This window comes from Zavarzinia compransoris (assembly GCF_003173055.1).
Taxonomy (GTDB): domain Bacteria; phylum Pseudomonadota; class Alphaproteobacteria; order Zavarziniales; family Zavarziniaceae; genus Zavarzinia; species Zavarzinia compransoris.
The window spans coordinates 681,936-697,045 of the sequence record NZ_QGLF01000002.1 but is presented as its reverse complement, the minus strand read 5'-3'; the positions used below and the strand labels follow the sequence as shown (position 1 = coordinate 697,045).

The following is a 15,110-nucleotide window of genomic DNA, read 5'->3' as shown; positions in this document are numbered from 1 at the left end:
CTTCCCTCCGACGCTCAGGAGGCCTTGGCAAGGCCGGCTTCGACCTTGGCCTTCAGGTATTGGTGAATCGTCTCGGCGACGTCGCGGCCGTCGCGGATCGCCCAGACGACGAGAGAGGCGCCGCGCACGATATCGCCGGCGGCGAAGACGCCGTCGAGGCTGGTCATCTGGGTCCGGAAATCGACCTTCAGGGTGCCCCAGCGGGTGACGGTCAGTTCCGGCGCGTCGAACAGTTTCGGCAGGTCTTCCGGATCGAAGCCCAGCGCCTTGATCACGAGGTCGGCCGGGTGGTTCACCGACGAGCCTTCGATCACTTCCGGCATCTGGCGTCCGCTCGAATCGGCCAGGCCCAGACGCATGCGGTTGGCGCGCACCGCCGTCACCTTGTCGTCGCCGAGGAACGCCTGCGGGGCCGAGAGCCAGACGAATTCGACGCCCTCCTCCTCGGCATTCTTCACCTCGCGCTGCGAGCCGGGCATGTTTTCCTTGTCGCGGCGATAGAGGCATTTCACCGATTTGGCGCCCTGGCGGATGGCGGTGCGGACGCAGTCCATCGCCGTGTCGCCGCCGCCGATGACGACCACATCCTTGCCCTCGGCATTCAGTTCGCCGCTTTCATACTCGGCCACCGTGTCGCCCAGGCTGACCTTGTTCGAAGCGGTGAGATAGGTCATGGCCGGCAGCACGCCCTTGAGGCCGGCACCCGGCAGGCCGACGTCGCGGGCCTTGTAGACGCCGGTCGCGATCAGCAGGGCATCGTGCCTTTCCCGCAATTCCGCGATCTTGGCATCGACGCCGACGGCGAAATTCAGGTGGAACTTGATGCCCTGGTCTTCGAGCAGCTGGGCCCGGCGGGCGATCACCTGCTTTTCGAGCTTGAAGCCCGGAATGCCGTAGACGAGCAGCCCGCCGACCCGGTCGTAACGGTCGTAGACATGAACCTCGTAGCCCTTGGCGCGCAGCATCTCGGCAGCCGCGAGCCCGGCCGGGCCGGCGCCGATGATGCCGACCGAAAGGCCGATTTCCTGCCGCGGCGTGCGCGGCTTCACCCAGCCGTTCTCCCAGGCGGTATCGGTCAGGAATTTCTCGACCGAGCCGATGGTGACCGAATTGAAATCCTTCTCGATCACGCAATTGCCTTCGCAAAGCCGGTCCTGCGGGCAGATGCGGCCGCAGACTTCGGGCATCGAATTGGTCGCCTGGGACAGTTCGTAGGCTTCCTGAAGGCGGCCCTCGGCGGTCAGCTTCAGCCAGTCGGGAATATTGTTCGAGAGCGGACAATGGACCTGGCAGAAGGGAATGCCGCATTGCGAGCAGCGCCCGGCCTGATCCTGGGCCGAGGGCTGCACGAAGGTCGCGTAGATTTCGCTGAAATCCTTGATCCGTTCGTCGGCACTGCGCTTCGGCGGCATCTCCTGCTCGCGCGAAACGAACTTCAGCATCTTGTTCTCAGCCATGGCGCACTCCATCACGGCCATTGTCTCGACGCGGCGCACGCGTCACGGCGGTCCGGCACCAGAGCACCGGTCTATGATGTTCATTTACGCGCAATTTTTCCGATCGCAAAGCGAAAAATCGCCGATAGGTCTCAAATGCTGACCTATTTCCCGGACATCGCCTAAGCCGACAGCAGGGCAGGCTAGAAATTAGGCAAAAATAGTTCCGGTTTGTTGACTATTCCGCGATGCGGCATGATCCGCCGAACCCGCCGATCCGCCTGAGTCCCTTGATTTGAAACGATTTCCCGATAGCCGTCGAGCCTCTTTCGGCAAAACCCTTCGCAAACGCAAAAAACCCCGCCCGCGGGCAGCGGGCGGGGCCTGCGAAGGGCAGCCGTGGGGTGGCCTCAACCTTCGGCGGCAGTCGGGGTGGCGTATTGGCCGGTGCGGCGATAGCGGAGGAGATAGGCCGGCACCACCGCATCGACCGAGGTCGGGGTGATGCCGAAGGCGTCGAGCCCGGGGGCGCCGGGGCCGACCACATTGTCGTGGCGGAGCAGCTTCACCTGGTCGGGCGTGATGGGGGCGCCGGGCAGCCAGCCGACGGCGGCGGCCTGGGCCCGGGCCACGAACCACGGCACCGGCAGCAGCACGGCCTTCCGCTCGGTCACCTTGAGGACGATGTTCATCAGGTCGCGGAAGCTGTAGACCGCCGGCCCGCCCAGTTCGAAGGGCCGTTCCTGGACCGCGACGCTGCCGTTGGCCGCGGCGACCACAGCATCGGCGACATCGCCGACATAGACCGGCTGGAAGCGGGTCTCGCCGCCGCCGATCAGGGGCAGGACCGGGACATAGCGCGCCATATTGGCGAAGCGGTTGAAGAGCTTGTCCTCCGGCCCGAAGACGACGGAGGCGCGCAGGATCGCCGCATCCGGATAGACCGCCTTCACCGCCGCCTCGCCCCGCGCCTTGCTTTTCGCGTAGTCGGAGTCTGCATGCAGGTCGGCGCCGATCGCCGAGACCTGGACGAAGCGGGCGACGCCGGCCTCCTTGGCCGCGGCGGCGATGCGCCTCGCGCCCTCGGCCTGGATCAGGTCGAATTGCTGGGCCCCCGACTCGGCCAGGATGCCGACGAGGTTGATGACCACATCGGCGCCTTCGACCGCGAGCTTCACCGACGGCGTGTGGCGGACATTGGCCTGGACGATCGCCACCTGGCCGACATCGCCCATGGGGCGCAGGAAACCGGCCGCCTGGGGACGGCGCACCGCGACCCGCACCCGCCAGCCCTGCTTGGCCAGACGCTTCACGACATAACGCCCGATGAAGCCGGAGCCACCGAATACCGTCACCAGCCTGTCGGCCATCGCTCTACCCCTGAAAACGCCGTCTCTTTCGGGGCACCATATATAATCCGATAGCCCGCGCCAATCATGACCATTGTCACGCCCCGCGCCTTTTCATGCCCGCGCTTGGCAGGGCGCGGGCGCTTTGGCAAGATCGCCGCCGTGCCCGCCCCCGTTCCCCCCGCCCCCATTCTCGCCGTCTCCCATCTGGCCAAGACCTTCGGCCCGGTCGAGGCGGTGCGCGACGTCAGCTTCACCATCGCCCCGGGGGCGATCACCGGGCTCCTGGGCGGCAACGGCGCCGGCAAGACGACGACGATCGCCATGATCCTCGGCCTGATCGAGCCGAGCCGGGGCACGATCCGCGTCGACGGCCTGGATCTCGGGGCCGATCCGGTGCGGGCGCGCGGGCTGATGAATTTCTCCTCGCCCTATGTCGACCTGCCGCACCGCCTGACGGTGACGGAAAACCTGACGGTCTTCGCCCGTCTCTACGGCGTCCGGGCACCGCGCCGGCGCATCGCCGAGCTGGCCGCCCATCTCGACCTCGAAGGCTTGCTGGACCGCCCGGTCGGCCGCCTGTCGGCCGGGCAGCGCACCCGGGTGGCCCTGGCCAAGGCGCTGGTGAACCGGCCGCGGCTTCTCCTCCTGGATGAGCCGACCGCCTCCCTCGATCCCGATACCGCGGACTGGGTGCGGCGCTATCTCCTGGACTACCAGCGCGACAGCGGCGCCGCCATCCTGCTGGCCTCGCACAATATGGCCGAGGTGGAGCGCCTGTGCGGCGACGTCGTCATGATGCGGGCGGGCACGGTGGTCGATCACGACACGCCGGCCGGCCTGCTCGCCCGCTACGGCCGGGACGATCTCGAACAGGTCTTCCTCGACATCGCGCGCCAGGGCGCCCGGGGGCACCAATGAGCGGCGCCGCCGGCCGGGTCGCGGCCCTGATCCTGCGACACTGGTACCTGCTGCGCTCGTCCTGGCCGCGGCTGCTGGAAATGATCTATTGGCCGACGGTGCAGATGCTGACCTGGGGCTTCATCACCCTGTCGCTGCGGCCCGGGGCCGATGTCGCCGGCCTCGGCCTGGGCGCCCTCCTCGGCGCCGCCATGCTGTGGGACGTGCTGCTGCGGGCCCAGCTCGGCACCTCGCTGTCCTTTCTCGAGGAAATGTATTCCCGCAACCTCGGGCACCTGCTGGCCAGCCCCCTGCGGCCGGGCGAGATGCTGGTGGCGCTCGCCCTCGTCGGGCTGATCCGCACCCTGATCGGCATGGTGCCGACCAGCCTGCTCGCGATCTGGTTCTTCGGCTATTCGGTCTATGACCTCGGGCTGGCGCTGGCCGCCTTCTTCGCCCTTCTCGTGGTCATGGGCTGGTCGGTGTCGCTTTTCGTCGCCGGCCTCATCATGCGCGTCGGCCTCGGGGCGGAGGGGCTGGCCTGGGGCCTCGTCTTCGCCCTGGCGCCGCTGTCCGCCGTGTTCTACCCGGTTTCCGTGCTGCCCGGGGGCTTGCAGCCGGTCGCCCTCGCCCTGCCCTCGACCCATGTCTTCGAGGGCATGCGCATCCTGATCGCCGAGGGGCGGCTGGACTTCGGCCACCTCGCCTGGGCCGCGGGCCTCGACGCCCTCTTCCTCGGCCTTGGCATCGCCGCTTTTCTCGGCTTCCATCGGAGCGCGCGGCGGCGCGGCCGGCTGCTCCAGACCGGCGAATAGGGAACCCCCGCCTGCCCCCCGGCATTGGTTCAGAAGAAACGGAAGGAATGGCACCGATGCAGATGATCTCCCGGCGCAGCCTGATGGGCGGCGCCTTCACGGCCATCGCCCTCGCCGGCACCAGCCGCCTCGCCCGGGCCGCCACCGACCAGCAGGAACTGGTCGACCGCGCCCGCATCACCATCGACAGCATGGGCAAGGACCCGTCCTATGGCGACATGCGCGCCTATCTCGCCCGCTCGGTCGGCTGCCTCATCGTGCCGCAACTGCTCAAGGCAGGCTTCATCATCGGCGGCTCGGGCGGCGACGGCGTGCTGCTCGGCCGCAATACCGCCAACGGCAGCTGGTCCGCCCCCGCCTTCTATTCCCTGGCGGCGGGTTCCATCGGCCTCCAGATCGGCGCCCAGGCGTCCGAGGTCGTGCTCGTCATCAACAAGGAGCGCGGGCTCGAAGCGATCATGAAGAACGAGATGAAGCTCGGCGCCGATGCCTCGGTCGCGGTCGGGCCGGTCGGCTCGGGCGTGCAGGCGGCGACCACCACCAATTTCGAGGCGGATATCTATTCCTATGCCCGCTCGAAGGGGCTGTTCGCCGGCGCCTCGCTCGAAGGCGCCGGGATCCTGTCCTCGACCAGCTGGAACACCGCCTATTACGGCCGGGCCCTGAACCCGCGCGACATCGTCCTGAACCGGCTGGTCGACAATGCCGGCGCCAATGCCCTGAAGGCGACGCTGGCGACCGTCGCCCGCTGAACCGTCAGAGCAGGCCGGCGCCGACGCTGCCGAGCGCAAGCAGCACCAGCCACAGCGCATGGGCCCGGTCGACCATGACCCGGGCCCCCTGCAGGCGCGCGGCCGGGGGCGCCGTCGCCAGGCCCGCCCGGTCCAGCCCGCCGTCCAGCGCCGCGACCGCGGGAACCGGCGCCAGCGCCAGCCGCGGCCGGCGCCCGAGGCCGATCAGCAGCGCCGCCAGCACGCCGGCCGGCGCCAGCACCAGCCCGTGGCAGGCCCGGACCGCGCGGCCGAAGGCGCCCTCGCGGTCGTCCTCGACCGCGAACACCAGCCATTGCCCGGCCTTCACCGCGAACAGCCCGGGCAGGCCGAACAGCAGGAAGGCGAGCGGCAGGGCCACCGCCCCCTCGGTGAAACGGGTCGCCAGCCGGGCGGCGGCAACGGCGCCGACCCGGCCCGCCTGCGCGGGCGGCAGGCCCGCCACCCCTTCGACCGCGCGGCGCGCCGCCGACCGCGCGCCCTGATAGCCGATGCCGGCAGCCAGCAGCAGGCCGCCGGCGACAAGGGGAAGCCAGCGCAGGCCGAAATGATTCAGCCCGGCAGCCGCCAGCGTGCCCAGGGCAAAGGCGGCGAGGGTCACCGCCCCCCACAGCAGCAGGCCCCGGTTCTGCCGGTCCCCCGCCGGGCGCCCCGATCGGTTCAGCCGGGCGACCAGGCCGCCGGCCAGGCGCCGGACGGCGGCAGGCGGGCGGGCGCTGCGCCGCGGCCACAGGCGATCGGCCATCAGGGCGACGAGCACGGGCCCCGCCGGCTGGACGGCGAGCCATTGAACGATATTCTCTAGCACCGGTCGGGCTTTCCTCGTCGCTTGGGCCGGAACAGTGGCGATTACGGGAGGGACGACTGGCGCCGTCAAGGAAAACGGCAGGCCGCGGGCGCCGCGCCCTGCTGAAATTCGCCCTGATCGCCGGCTTTCTGGGGCTGGCGGCGGGCGGCTTGTGGCTGGCCCACCGCCAGGGCTGGCTGCCGCCGGGCGACGATCCCCTCGCCCGGCTCGACCTCGACGCCGCGCCGGGGCTCTTCACCGGCTGGCAGTTGCGGGCCCTGCGCGACGATCCCGCCGCCTGCCGCGCCACCCTCAAGGCCGCCGGGATCGAGGCCGCACCCGTGCCGAACCGGCCCCTGGCCGGGGGCTGCGGCCTGGTCGATGCCGTCCGCTACGGCGGCGAGAAGGCGCGCTTCCGCCAGCCGGTGGCGATGACCTGCGCCCTGGCCGCCGCCTTCGTCCTGTTCGAGCGCCACGCCCTGATCCCCGCCGCCGACCGCGAGCTGACCAGCCGGATCACCCGGATCGAGGATCTCGGCACCTACAATTGCCGCAACATCGGCCACGACCCGGGCGGCCGGCGCAGCGAACATGCGACCGCCAATGCGATCGACCTCGCCGGCTTCGTCACCGCCGGCGGCCAGCGCATCGGCGTGAAGGACGACTGGGGCCGCAAGACCCCGGAGGGGCGCTTCCTGGCCCGGGTGCGCGACGGCGCCTGCCGTTTCTTCGCCGTCGTTCTCGGCCCCGACTACAATGCCGCCCACGCCGACCACCTGCATCTCGACATGGGGCCGTTCAGCGCCTGCGAGTAAGCCTTTCCCCTTTGCCGGAAAGCGCGCCAGACCGAATTGCCGATTCATTGAATCGGCAATTCGGTCAAATGTCCTTAAATAGAGCGGTTTCTCTCGGCAAACCGGTTGCCACTTTGCCGGAAACCGCTCTAGAAGTCGGGCGAGGTCCCCGATTGCCGCGCATGTCCCTGAAGATTCCCGCCCTTTTCGCCCTGGCCGCCCTCGGCCTCGGCGCCGCCGGCTGCGCCAAGCCGGTCCGGCCGGCGCCGCAAGCCCCGGCGCCGGACCCGACCGCCACGGCCCGCGCCGCCTTCGGCGATCATATGGAGCGCTATTACACCAAGCCGAAGGCCGACCTCGTCCGCGACTACGGCCCGCCGACGACCGAGCGACCGGCCAGCGACGGCGGCACCATCGCCGTCTGGTCGCGCGACGGCGAAGCCATGGTGGAGGGCAAGCCCATCCCCCAGGACTGCGACGTCACCGCCTTCATCGACACCACGGGCAAGGTCGCGGGCATCGTCGCCGGCGGCAACATCCTGTTCTGCGCCCGGAGCTTCGTGCCCCCCGCACCGCCGCAGGTCACCCCGCCCGCCGCCTTCGACCTCTACGCGCCCCCGCGCGCAGGGGAAGCGCCGGCGGTCCCGGCCGGCGGCTTCTGAGCCTATTCCGCCGGCGAGGGCAGCAGGGCGGGCGCGTCCAGCACGATATCGCCCGTGGCCGTCGCGATGCGCGCGAAGACCAGGGCGCGCAGGGTCGGTTCGGTCAGGCCGCGGGCAGCCTCGAGGGCGCCGGGGAGATTGCCGGCGGCAAGCTCGGCCAGGGCGACGTTGGCGGCACCGATTTCGCGGTTTTCCGTGCTCTGGACATCGGCGACCGCCTGTTTCACCGCCTCGACATTGCCCCTCTCGGCGAAAATGCTGGCCAGTTCGAGGGCGACGTCCTCGCGCTCCGGCGATTCGGCCATGCGCTTCAGGGCATCGAAGGCGGCCGGGACATCGCCGATGCGGGCCAGCGTCTCGGCCACCGCGCCGGTCGCCGACTGGCGCGCCTGCTGGCCGGCGATCGCCTCGACGGCGGCATTGGCCAGCGGGATATCCCGCGCCTCGGCGGCGCCGGCGGCCAGGGCCTGCAAGGCGGCGTCGCGGATCTGGCCGTCCTGGATCTCGCCGGCGATCGATTGGGCTTCCGCCAGTTTCTTCGCCTCGACCAGGGCGATCACGGCCCCGCGCAGCGCAAGGTCGCGCACCACGATATCGGGCAGGCCGCGCGCCGCCTCGATGCCGAAACCGTTCAGGCCGGCGGCGATGGCCGCGCCGGGCACCAGTCCCTCGATCTCGCCCACGGTCTCGGGGGTGAGGCCGCGCACCGCCTCGACCGCGCCGGCAAAGGCCTGGCGCGCCCGGTCGGCATCGCCGACGAGGCCGAGAGCAATGCCGACATCGAGCAGGATGAACGCCTGTTCCCGTGCATCCGGCGCTTCCGCCAGATGTTCGAGGGCGCGGTCGGCGGCGGCGGTGGCCCCGACCGTCTGGCCGCTGCGGGCGAAGCCGAGCGCTGCCCCGCGCAGCACCTGGAGGCGCCGGGCCGCATCGTCGATACTGTCGGCGATGGCGAGCGCCCGGGCGGCATCGCCCATGGCGGTCGCCGCCTGGGCCGCGACCTGACGCAGGCGGCCGAGCAGGGCCTGGTCGGTGACCAGGGCCAGGACCTGAAGCGCATCGTCGAGCACGCGGCCGGCCGCGGGGTCGCGCCGCACCGCCATGGCCCGGGCCACGTCGACCAGGGCACGGAAGCGCTGTTCGGCATCGGCGATGGCGCGGGCGACCGCGATCCCGGTCGAGACCGAGCCCTGGCGCACCAGGGCGGTGGCGACGCTGGCCGCTGCATCGCCCTTGCCGTCCTCGTCCGACAGGCGGGCGACCAGGGCACCGGCCCGTTCGACGTCGCCGCGGCCGGCGGCGATCAGGGCCGCCTGGGCCAGGGCGTCGTCGCGCACCGGCACATCTTCGATGCCGGCGACGATTCGGTCGACCGCGGCCCAATCCCCCGCCTTCGCCCGCTCCTCGGCGATGGTCGAGACGACGAGGCCCCGCTCGTTGGCATCGGCGATCTGGGTCGCGCTGAGCAGGGCGGCGTCGATCACCTGCTGCGCCGTGACCGCGGCCTGGGCCGGGCCGCCGGCCAGGAACAGCAGGCATGCCGGCCCGCCGGCCAGGAACAGCAGGAACGCCGGCCCGCCGGCCAGGGACAAGATGGATGCCGGCCCGCCGGCGAGGGACAGAACGAAGCCGACCATCGACGCAAGACGGGCGGAAACTTGATCGAGCAAAGGCATCAGAAGCGGCACCGCGGGACCGGAAGGAAAGCGGCGCCATCATGCCCATTCGCCACCCGCTTGACCAGAGGGGGCGAACCCCCCGGATTGCGGGAATGCGCCATGCCGCGGCGCAAAACGGAATTACGGATTTGCTACAGTGAATTCGGCTCGCCATTCCCGGAAAAAGCGATCTAGTCTTGTCACGCAAGCGGAACCTCCGAGGGAATGCGCGAGGTTCCCCGCCCTGAAGCGGCCCCGCGCCGAGACGCGGCGCCCGCGAGGCAACGGAGGCAGTCATGGCAACGGAGGCAGTCATGCAGGTTCGATCGGACGGAAAACGATCGGGGATCAGGAGCCTTGCCGCGATGACGGTCGCGGCGGCGGCGCTCGCCATCGGCTTCGGCGGCCAGGCCCAGGCGGCCAAGACGCTGGTCTATTGCTCGGAGGGCAGCCCCGAGAATTTCAACCCGCAGCTCAACACCACCGGCACCTCGTTCGACGCGGCGCGCCCGGTCTACGACCGCCTGGTCGACTTCGTGCCCGGCACCACCGAAACCCGCCCGGGGCTGGCGGAATCCTGGTCCGTGTCGGCCGATGGCCTGACCTATGAATTCAAGCTGCGCCGGGGCGTGAAGTTCCACACCGGCAAGACTTTCACCCCGACCCGCGACTTCAACGCGGACGACGTGCTGTTCTCGTTCAACCGCATGTGGAAGAAGGACCACCCCTATCACGGCGTCTCGGGCGGCGCTTACGACTATTTCGGCGATATGGGCATGGCCGACATGCTGGCGTCGATCGACAAGGTCGACGACTACACCGTCCGCTTCGTGCTGACCAAGCCGAACGCGCCCTTCATCGCCAATCTGGCGATGGACTTCGCCACCATTCTCTCGGCCGAATATGCCGATGCCCTGCTGAAGGCCGGCACGCCCGAGAAGCTGGACCAGGAACCGATCGGCACCGGCGCCTTCAGCTTCGTCCAGTACCAGAAGGACGCGATCATCCGCTTCAAGGCGAACGACGCCTATTGGGCCGGCAAGCCGAAGCTGGACAGCCTGATCTTCGCCATCACCCCCGACGCCTCGACCCGCTGGGCCAAGCTGAAGGCGGGCGAATGCCATATCGCCCCCTATCCGAACCCCCAGGACCTGGAGACGATGAAGGCGACCCCGGGCGTCACGCTGATGCAGCAGCCGGGCCTCAACGTCGGCTACCTCGCCTTCAACACGGAAAAGCCGCCCTTCGACAGGAAGGAAGTGCGCCAGGCCCTGTCGATGGCGATCGACAAGGCGGCGATCATCAAGGCGGTCTATGGTGCTGCCGGCCAGCCGGCGGTGAACCCGATCCCGCCCACCATCTGGTCCTACAACAAGTCGATCGCCGACTATCCCTATGATCCGGCCAAGGCCAAGGAACTGCTGGCAGCGGCCGGCGTCACCGGCGAGATCGAGACCGACATCTGGGCGATGCCGGTGCAGCGCCCCTATAACCCGGACGCGAAGAAGATCGCCGAACTGATCCAGGCCGATCTGGCCCAGGTCGGCTTCAAGGCCAAGATCGTCACCTACGAATGGGGCGAATACCGCAAGCGCTGCCAGAACGGCGAGCACCAGATGTGCCAGCTGGGCTGGACCGGCGACAACGGCGACCCGGACAATTTCCTCTATACGCTGCTCGGCTGCGATGCCGCGCGTCCCGGCGGCGGCAATCTGGCCAAATGGTGCAACAAGGATTTCGACGCTCTGGTCCGCAAGGCCCAGGCGGTTTCCGACATCGCGGAACGCACCAAGCTCTATGAGCAGGCGCAGGCCGTGTTCCACGAGGATGCGCCCTGGTTCGTGATCGCCCATTCGGTCGTCTCGGAACCGGTCAGCGACAAGGTGGTGAACTACAAGATCAGCCCGCTGGGCAGCCACGAGTTCAAGGAAGTGGACATGAAGTAAGGATTTCCGCCCCCACCCCGGCCGGGGGTGGGGGCGGGCCCGAACCCCCATGCTGCGCTTTCTGTCGTCCCGCCTTCTCGTCCTGATCCCCACCCTTCTGGGCGTGGTGCTTCTCGCCTTCTTCCTCGTCCGCCAATTGCACGGCGATGCGGTCGAGGCCCGCTCCGGCGAGCGCGGCATCACCACCGAGCAACTGGCCGAACGGCGCAAGGCGCTGGGCCTGGACCGGCCGCTGCACGAGCAATTCCTGGCCTATCTCGGACAGGTGGTGCAGGGGGACCTGGGGAAATCCTATGTTACGCAGCGCCCGGTGCTGGACGAATTCCTCGAACTCTTCCCGGCGACGATCGAACTCTCCATCGTCGCCATGGCCATCGCCATCGTCATCGGCCTGCCGGCGGGCATCCTGGCGGCGCTGACCCGGGGCAGCATCTTCGACCACGGCGTGATGGGCGCGGCGCTGACCGGCTATTCCATGCCGATCTTCTGGTGGGCGGTGCTCCTGATCGTGCTGTTCTCCAATATCCTGGGCCTGACCCCGGTCTCGGGCCGGCTGGACGTTCTCTATTACATCGAGCCGACCACCGGCTTCATGCTGATCGATACCCTGCTGTCGGAAGAGCCCGGCGCCTTCTGGTCGGCGCTGCATCACCTGATCCTGCCCTCAGTCGTGCTGGGCACGATTCCGCTGGCGGTGATCGCGCGCATGACCCGCTCCGCCATGCTGGAAGTGCTGGGCGAGGACTATATCCGCACGGCCCGGGCCAAGGGCCTGTCGCCGTCCCGGGTGATCTGGGTCCATGCGCTGCGCAATGCCCTGATCCCGGTGGTCACCGTCATCGGCCTCCAGACCGGCACCCTGCTGGCCGGCGCCGTGCTGACCGAGACCATCTTTTCCTGGCCCGGCATCGGCAAATGGCTGATCGATGCCATCGGCCGGCGCGATTTCCCCGCGGTCCAGGGCGGCATCCTGCTGATCGCCGTCACCATCATCACCGTCAATCTGGCCGTCGACCTGCTCTACGGCCTGATCAACCCGCGCATCAGGTATCAGAAATGACCGGCGCCGCCGCCACCGCCCGCCCGCCCGCGCCGCTGGCCGATTTCTGGCGCGACTTCAGCCGCAACCGCGGCGCCCTGGCCGGGCTGGTGTTCATCCTGCTGGTGACTTTCTCGGCCGTTTTCGCGCCCGTCGTCGCGCCCCATGCCGCGGATATCCAGTATCGCGACAGTTTCCTGGTGCCGCCGCCCTGGGCCGGCGGCGGCGACTGGCGCTTCCTGCTCGGCACCGACGATGTCGGCCGCGACATCTTCTCGCGCATCGTCTGGGGGGCACAGCTGTCGCTGCTGATCGGCGTCATCGTCGTCACCGTCTCGCTCGGCTTCGGCGTGCTGCTCGGGCTGGTCGCGGGGTTCATGCGCGGCACCGTCGACCAGGTGATCATGCGCCTGATGGATATCCTGATGGCCCTGCCCAGCCTGCTGCTGGCGGTCGCCATCGTTGCCGTGCTCGGCCCCTCGCTGGTCAATGCCATGATCGCCATCGCCATCGTGGTCCTGCCCCATTACGTGCGCCTGACCCGGGCGACGGTGATCACCGAACTGGCCAAGGATTACGTCACCGCCAGCCGCATCGCCGGCGCCGGCCTCTGGCGCATGATGGTGATCGTGGTCCTGCCCAACTGCCTGGCGCCCCTGATCGTGCAGGCGACGCTCGGCTTTTCCTCCGCCATCCTGGATGCGGCGGCGCTCGGCTTCCTCGGCCTCGGCGCCCTGCCGCCGACGCCGGAATGGGGCACCATGCTGGCCGACGCCAAGAAATTCGTGCAGTCCGGGCATTGGTGGGTGGTGACCTTCCCGGGGCTGGCCATTCTCCTCACCGTGCTGGCCTTCAACCTGCTGGGCGACGGGCTGCGCGACGCCCTCGATCCCAAGCTGAAGGAGCGCTGATCATGGCCCTCCTCGAAGTGCGCGACCTTTCCGTCCGCTTCGGCGCCTTCCAGGCCGTGTCCGGCGTCGATCTCGCGGTCGAGGCGGGGGAGATCGTCGGCATCGTCGGCGAATCCGGCTCGGGCAAGTCGGTGACCTCGCTCGCCGTCATGGGGCTGATCGATGCGCCGGGCAAGGTCAGCGCCGGGCTGCTGCGCTTCGACGGGCGCGACCTGCTGGCCATGAGCGGGCGCGAGCGCCGCCGCCTGCTCGGCCGCGACATCGCCATGATCTTCCAGGAACCGATGACCAGCCTGAACCCGTCCTATACGGTCGGCTTCCAGATTGAGGAAGTGCTGGCCGTGCACGGCTACCGCGAGCGCCGCAAACGCCGCGAGCGGGCGGCGGAACTGCTGGCGATGGTCGGCATCCCCGATGCCGGGCGGCGCCTGTCGTCCTTTCCGCACCAGATGTCGGGCGGCATGAACCAGCGCGTGATGATCGCGATGAGCGTCGCCCTCGACCCCCGGCTGCTGATCGCGGACGAGCCGACCACCGCCCTCGACGTCACCATCCAGGCCCAGATCCTGCGCCTTCTGGTCGATTTGCAGCGCGAGAAGGGCATGGGCCTCGTCTTCATCACCCATGATCTCGGCGTGCTGGCGGAAATCGCCGACCGGGTGGTGGTGATGTATGCCGGCGAAGTGGTCGAAATGGCGCCGACCGCCGATCTCTTCACCCGACCCGCCCATCCCTATACCGCCGCCCTGCTGAACGCCCTGCCCGACCGGGCGCTGGCGCAATGGCAGGCGACCGGGCGGCGCGGCCGCCTGCCCGCGATCCCGGGCGTGGTGCCGGGCCCGCTGGACCGGCCGGCGGGCTGCCTGCTGCAACCGCGCTGCACCTTCGCCGACGGCCGCTGCGTGACCGAGCACCCGCTGCTGCACCCGACGCCTGCCGGCGGCGTGCGCTGCCACCGCCCGCTCGGGCCCGGCGGCCAGCCCGCGGCGGGGGTGCCGTGATGCACAAGGCCACCGTTCTCGAAGCCCTGGACCTGCGCAAGACCTATCCGGTCCCGCGCGGGATGTTCCGCCGCCCGCGCGATCTCCATGCCGTCAACGGCGTGTCCTTCACCCTGTCGCCCGGGCGCACCCTGGCGATCGTCGGCGAATCGGGCAGCGGCAAATCCACGCTCGCCCGCCAGCTCACCCTGATCGAACGGCCGAGCGGCGGCCGCCTGCTGATCGACGGCCGGGATGCCGCCGATCCCGCGGGGGCCGAGCGGAAGGCCCTGCGCAGCGCGGTCCAGATGGTGTTCCAGAACCCCTATGGCTCCCTGAACCCGCGCCGCACCATCGGCGCCGCCCTGGCCGAGCCCCTGGTGATCAATACGGCGCTGGACGCCCCGGCCCGCCGCGCCGCGGTCGCCGCCATGCTGACCAAGGTGGGGCTGCGGCCGGAACATGCCGAACGCTATCCCCACATGTTCTCGGGCGGGCAGCGCCAGCGCGTCGCCATCGCCCGGGCCCTGATGCTGCGCCCGCGCATCCTGGTCGCCGACGAGCCGGTCTCCGCCCTCGACGTCTCGGTCCAGGCCCAGGTCCTGAACCTGCTGATGGACCTGCAGGAAGAGATGGGCCTCGCCATGGTCTTCATCAGCCACGACCTCGGCGTCGTCCGCTTCGTGGCCGACGAGGTGCTGGTCATGTATCTCGGCCTGCCGGTGGAACAGGCCGGCGCCGCCGACCTCTTCGCCCGCCCGCGCCACCCCTATACGCGGGCCCTGCTGGCCTCGCGCCCCAGCCTGGAGACGATCGGGCGCCGCTCCGCGACGCCGGCCCTGACCGGCGAACTGCCCTCGCCCCTGAACCCGCCCAGCGGCTGCGTCTTCCGCACCCGCTGCCCCGAGGCGACGGCGCGCTGCGCGGCCGAACGGCCGCTGCCGCGCCCGGTCGGCGGCAGCCTCGTCGCCTGCCATTTCGCGGACCGAGATTCGTGACGGCTATCAATTGAAATCGGCCGGGATTAGCGCATCATCCGAGCATCGCCGCTGGGGGACATGCG

The 15,110-nt window shown here is 69.6% G+C and carries 14 protein-coding genes; 10 read left to right on the top strand and 4 right to left on the bottom strand.

The genetic code is table 11. The features are described 5' to 3' along the window. Window positions 1–14: 14 nt before the first annotated feature. A complete protein-coding gene (locus DKG75_RS09110) occupies window positions 15–1,457 on the bottom strand; it encodes an NAD(P)-dependent oxidoreductase (RefSeq protein WP_109920766.1) in 1,443 nt (480 codons plus the stop codon). Window positions 1,458–1,846: 389 nt separating this feature from the next. Further along, entirely contained in the window at window positions 1,847–2,806 is a 960-nt protein-coding gene (locus DKG75_RS09105; protein ID WP_109920765.1) for a complex I NDUFA9 subunit family protein, read from the bottom strand. Between the two features lie 141 nt (window positions 2,807–2,947). On the opposite strand from DKG75_RS09105, the gene DKG75_RS09100 reads away from it, so the two are divergent. From DKG75_RS09100 to DKG75_RS09090, 3 genes are read left to right on the top strand one after another with little or no spacing between them, the layout of a single operon-like run. After that, window positions 2,948–3,706, top strand: a complete 759-nt coding sequence (locus DKG75_RS09100; protein ID WP_243746472.1) for an ABC transporter ATP-binding protein — start codon at window positions 2,948–2,950, stop codon at window positions 3,704–3,706. Next, on the top strand, window positions 3,703–4,500 hold the full coding sequence (locus DKG75_RS09095; RefSeq protein ID WP_109920763.1) for an ABC transporter permease: 798 nt from the start codon (window positions 3,703–3,705) through the stop codon (window positions 4,498–4,500). Before DKG75_RS09100 ends, DKG75_RS09095 begins: the two co-directional genes overlap by 4 nt. Before the next feature lie 56 nt (window positions 4,501–4,556). Then, complete coding sequence (locus DKG75_RS09090) at window positions 4,557–5,252, top strand: lipid-binding SYLF domain-containing protein (RefSeq protein WP_243746473.1); 696 nt, start codon at window positions 4,557–4,559, stop codon at window positions 5,250–5,252. Between the two features lie 4 nt (window positions 5,253–5,256). On the opposite strand, the gene DKG75_RS09085 is transcribed toward DKG75_RS09090, so the two are convergent. Beyond that, window positions 5,257–6,078, bottom strand: a complete 822-nt coding sequence (locus DKG75_RS09085) for a hypothetical protein (protein ID WP_109920762.1) — start codon at window positions 6,076–6,078, stop codon at window positions 5,257–5,259. A gap of 149 nt (window positions 6,079–6,227) precedes the next feature. Between DKG75_RS09085 and DKG75_RS09080 the strand changes: the two genes are divergently transcribed. Next, window positions 6,228–6,872 carry an extensin-like domain-containing protein gene (locus DKG75_RS09080; RefSeq protein WP_243746474.1) on the top strand — a complete coding sequence of 215 codons (645 nt, stop codon included), beginning with the start codon at window positions 6,228–6,230 and terminating at the stop codon, window positions 6,870–6,872. Window positions 6,873–7,033: 161 nt separating this feature from the next. Continuing rightward, window positions 7,034–7,513 carry a hypothetical protein gene (locus DKG75_RS09075; RefSeq protein WP_109920760.1) on the top strand — a complete coding sequence of 160 codons (480 nt, stop codon included), beginning with the start codon at window positions 7,034–7,036 and terminating at the stop codon, window positions 7,511–7,513. A 2-nt stretch (window positions 7,514–7,515) separates the two neighbouring features. Here DKG75_RS09075 and DKG75_RS09070 read toward each other — a convergent pair whose 3' ends face one another. After that, window positions 7,516–9,150, bottom strand: coding sequence for a hypothetical protein (locus DKG75_RS09070; RefSeq protein ID WP_109920759.1), 1,635 nt, complete (start codon window positions 9,148–9,150; stop codon window positions 7,516–7,518). Between the two features lie 317 nt (window positions 9,151–9,467). On the opposite strand from DKG75_RS09070, the gene DKG75_RS09065 reads away from it, so the two are divergent. The 5 genes from DKG75_RS09065 to DKG75_RS09045 are packed head-to-tail and all read left to right on the top strand — an operon-like array spanning window position 9,468 to window position 15,045. After that, the gene (locus DKG75_RS09065; RefSeq protein WP_243746475.1) at window positions 9,468–11,117 is read left to right on the top strand and encodes an ABC transporter substrate-binding protein; all 1,650 of its coding nucleotides are present in this window, start codon (window positions 9,468–9,470) and stop codon (window positions 11,115–11,117) included. Window positions 11,118–11,166: 49 nt separating this feature from the next. Further along, window positions 11,167–12,177: an ABC transporter permease subunit gene (locus tag DKG75_RS09060; RefSeq protein ID WP_109920757.1), complete on the top strand. Its 1,011-nt coding sequence runs from the start codon at window positions 11,167–11,169 to the stop codon at window positions 12,175–12,177. Beyond that, window positions 12,174–13,067: an ABC transporter permease subunit gene (locus DKG75_RS09055; RefSeq protein WP_109920756.1), complete on the top strand. Its 894-nt coding sequence runs from the start codon at window positions 12,174–12,176 to the stop codon at window positions 13,065–13,067. The genes DKG75_RS09060 and DKG75_RS09055 overlap by 4 nt, the downstream gene beginning before the upstream one ends. A gap of 2 nt (window positions 13,068–13,069) precedes the next feature. Next, entirely contained in the window at window positions 13,070–14,068 is a 999-nt protein-coding gene (locus DKG75_RS09050) for an ABC transporter ATP-binding protein (protein WP_109920755.1), read from the top strand. Next, on the top strand, window positions 14,068–15,045 hold the full coding sequence (locus DKG75_RS09045) for a dipeptide ABC transporter ATP-binding protein (protein ID WP_109920754.1): 978 nt from the start codon (window positions 14,068–14,070) through the stop codon (window positions 15,043–15,045). The genes DKG75_RS09050 and DKG75_RS09045 overlap by 1 nt, the downstream gene beginning before the upstream one ends. Window positions 15,046–15,110: the final 65 nt, after the last annotated feature.

What these genes read in the sequence shown, in the direction of transcription:
- DKG75_RS09050 (WP_109920755.1), top strand. Translation starts at nt 13,070, where the DNA reads ATGGCCCTCCTCGAAGTGCGCGACCTTTCCGTCCGCTTCGGCGCCTTC.
- DKG75_RS09105 (WP_109920765.1), bottom strand. Translation starts at nt 2,806, where the DNA reads ATGGCCGACAGGCTGGTGACGGTATTCGGTGGCTCCGGCTTCATCGGG.
- DKG75_RS09075 (WP_109920760.1), top strand. Translation starts at nt 7,034, where the DNA reads ATGTCCCTGAAGATTCCCGCCCTTTTCGCCCTGGCCGCCCTCGGCCTC.
- DKG75_RS09090 (WP_243746473.1), top strand. Translation starts at nt 4,557, where the DNA reads ATGCAGATGATCTCCCGGCGCAGCCTGATGGGCGGCGCCTTCACGGCC.
- DKG75_RS09095 (WP_109920763.1), top strand. Translation starts at nt 3,703, where the DNA reads ATGAGCGGCGCCGCCGGCCGGGTCGCGGCCCTGATCCTGCGACACTGG.
- DKG75_RS09055 (WP_109920756.1), top strand. Translation starts at nt 12,174, where the DNA reads ATGACCGGCGCCGCCGCCACCGCCCGCCCGCCCGCGCCGCTGGCCGAT.
- DKG75_RS09065 (WP_243746475.1), top strand. Translation starts at nt 9,468, where the DNA reads ATGGCAACGGAGGCAGTCATGCAGGTTCGATCGGACGGAAAACGATCG.
- DKG75_RS09045 (WP_109920754.1), top strand. Translation starts at nt 14,068, where the DNA reads ATGCACAAGGCCACCGTTCTCGAAGCCCTGGACCTGCGCAAGACCTAT.
- DKG75_RS09110 (WP_109920766.1), bottom strand. Translation starts at nt 1,457, where the DNA reads ATGGCTGAGAACAAGATGCTGAAGTTCGTTTCGCGCGAGCAGGAGATG.
- DKG75_RS09060 (WP_109920757.1), top strand. Translation starts at nt 11,167, where the DNA reads ATGCTGCGCTTTCTGTCGTCCCGCCTTCTCGTCCTGATCCCCACCCTT.
- DKG75_RS09070 (WP_109920759.1), bottom strand. Translation starts at nt 9,150, where the DNA reads ATGGTCGGCTTCGTTCTGTCCCTCGCCGGCGGGCCGGCATCCATCTTG.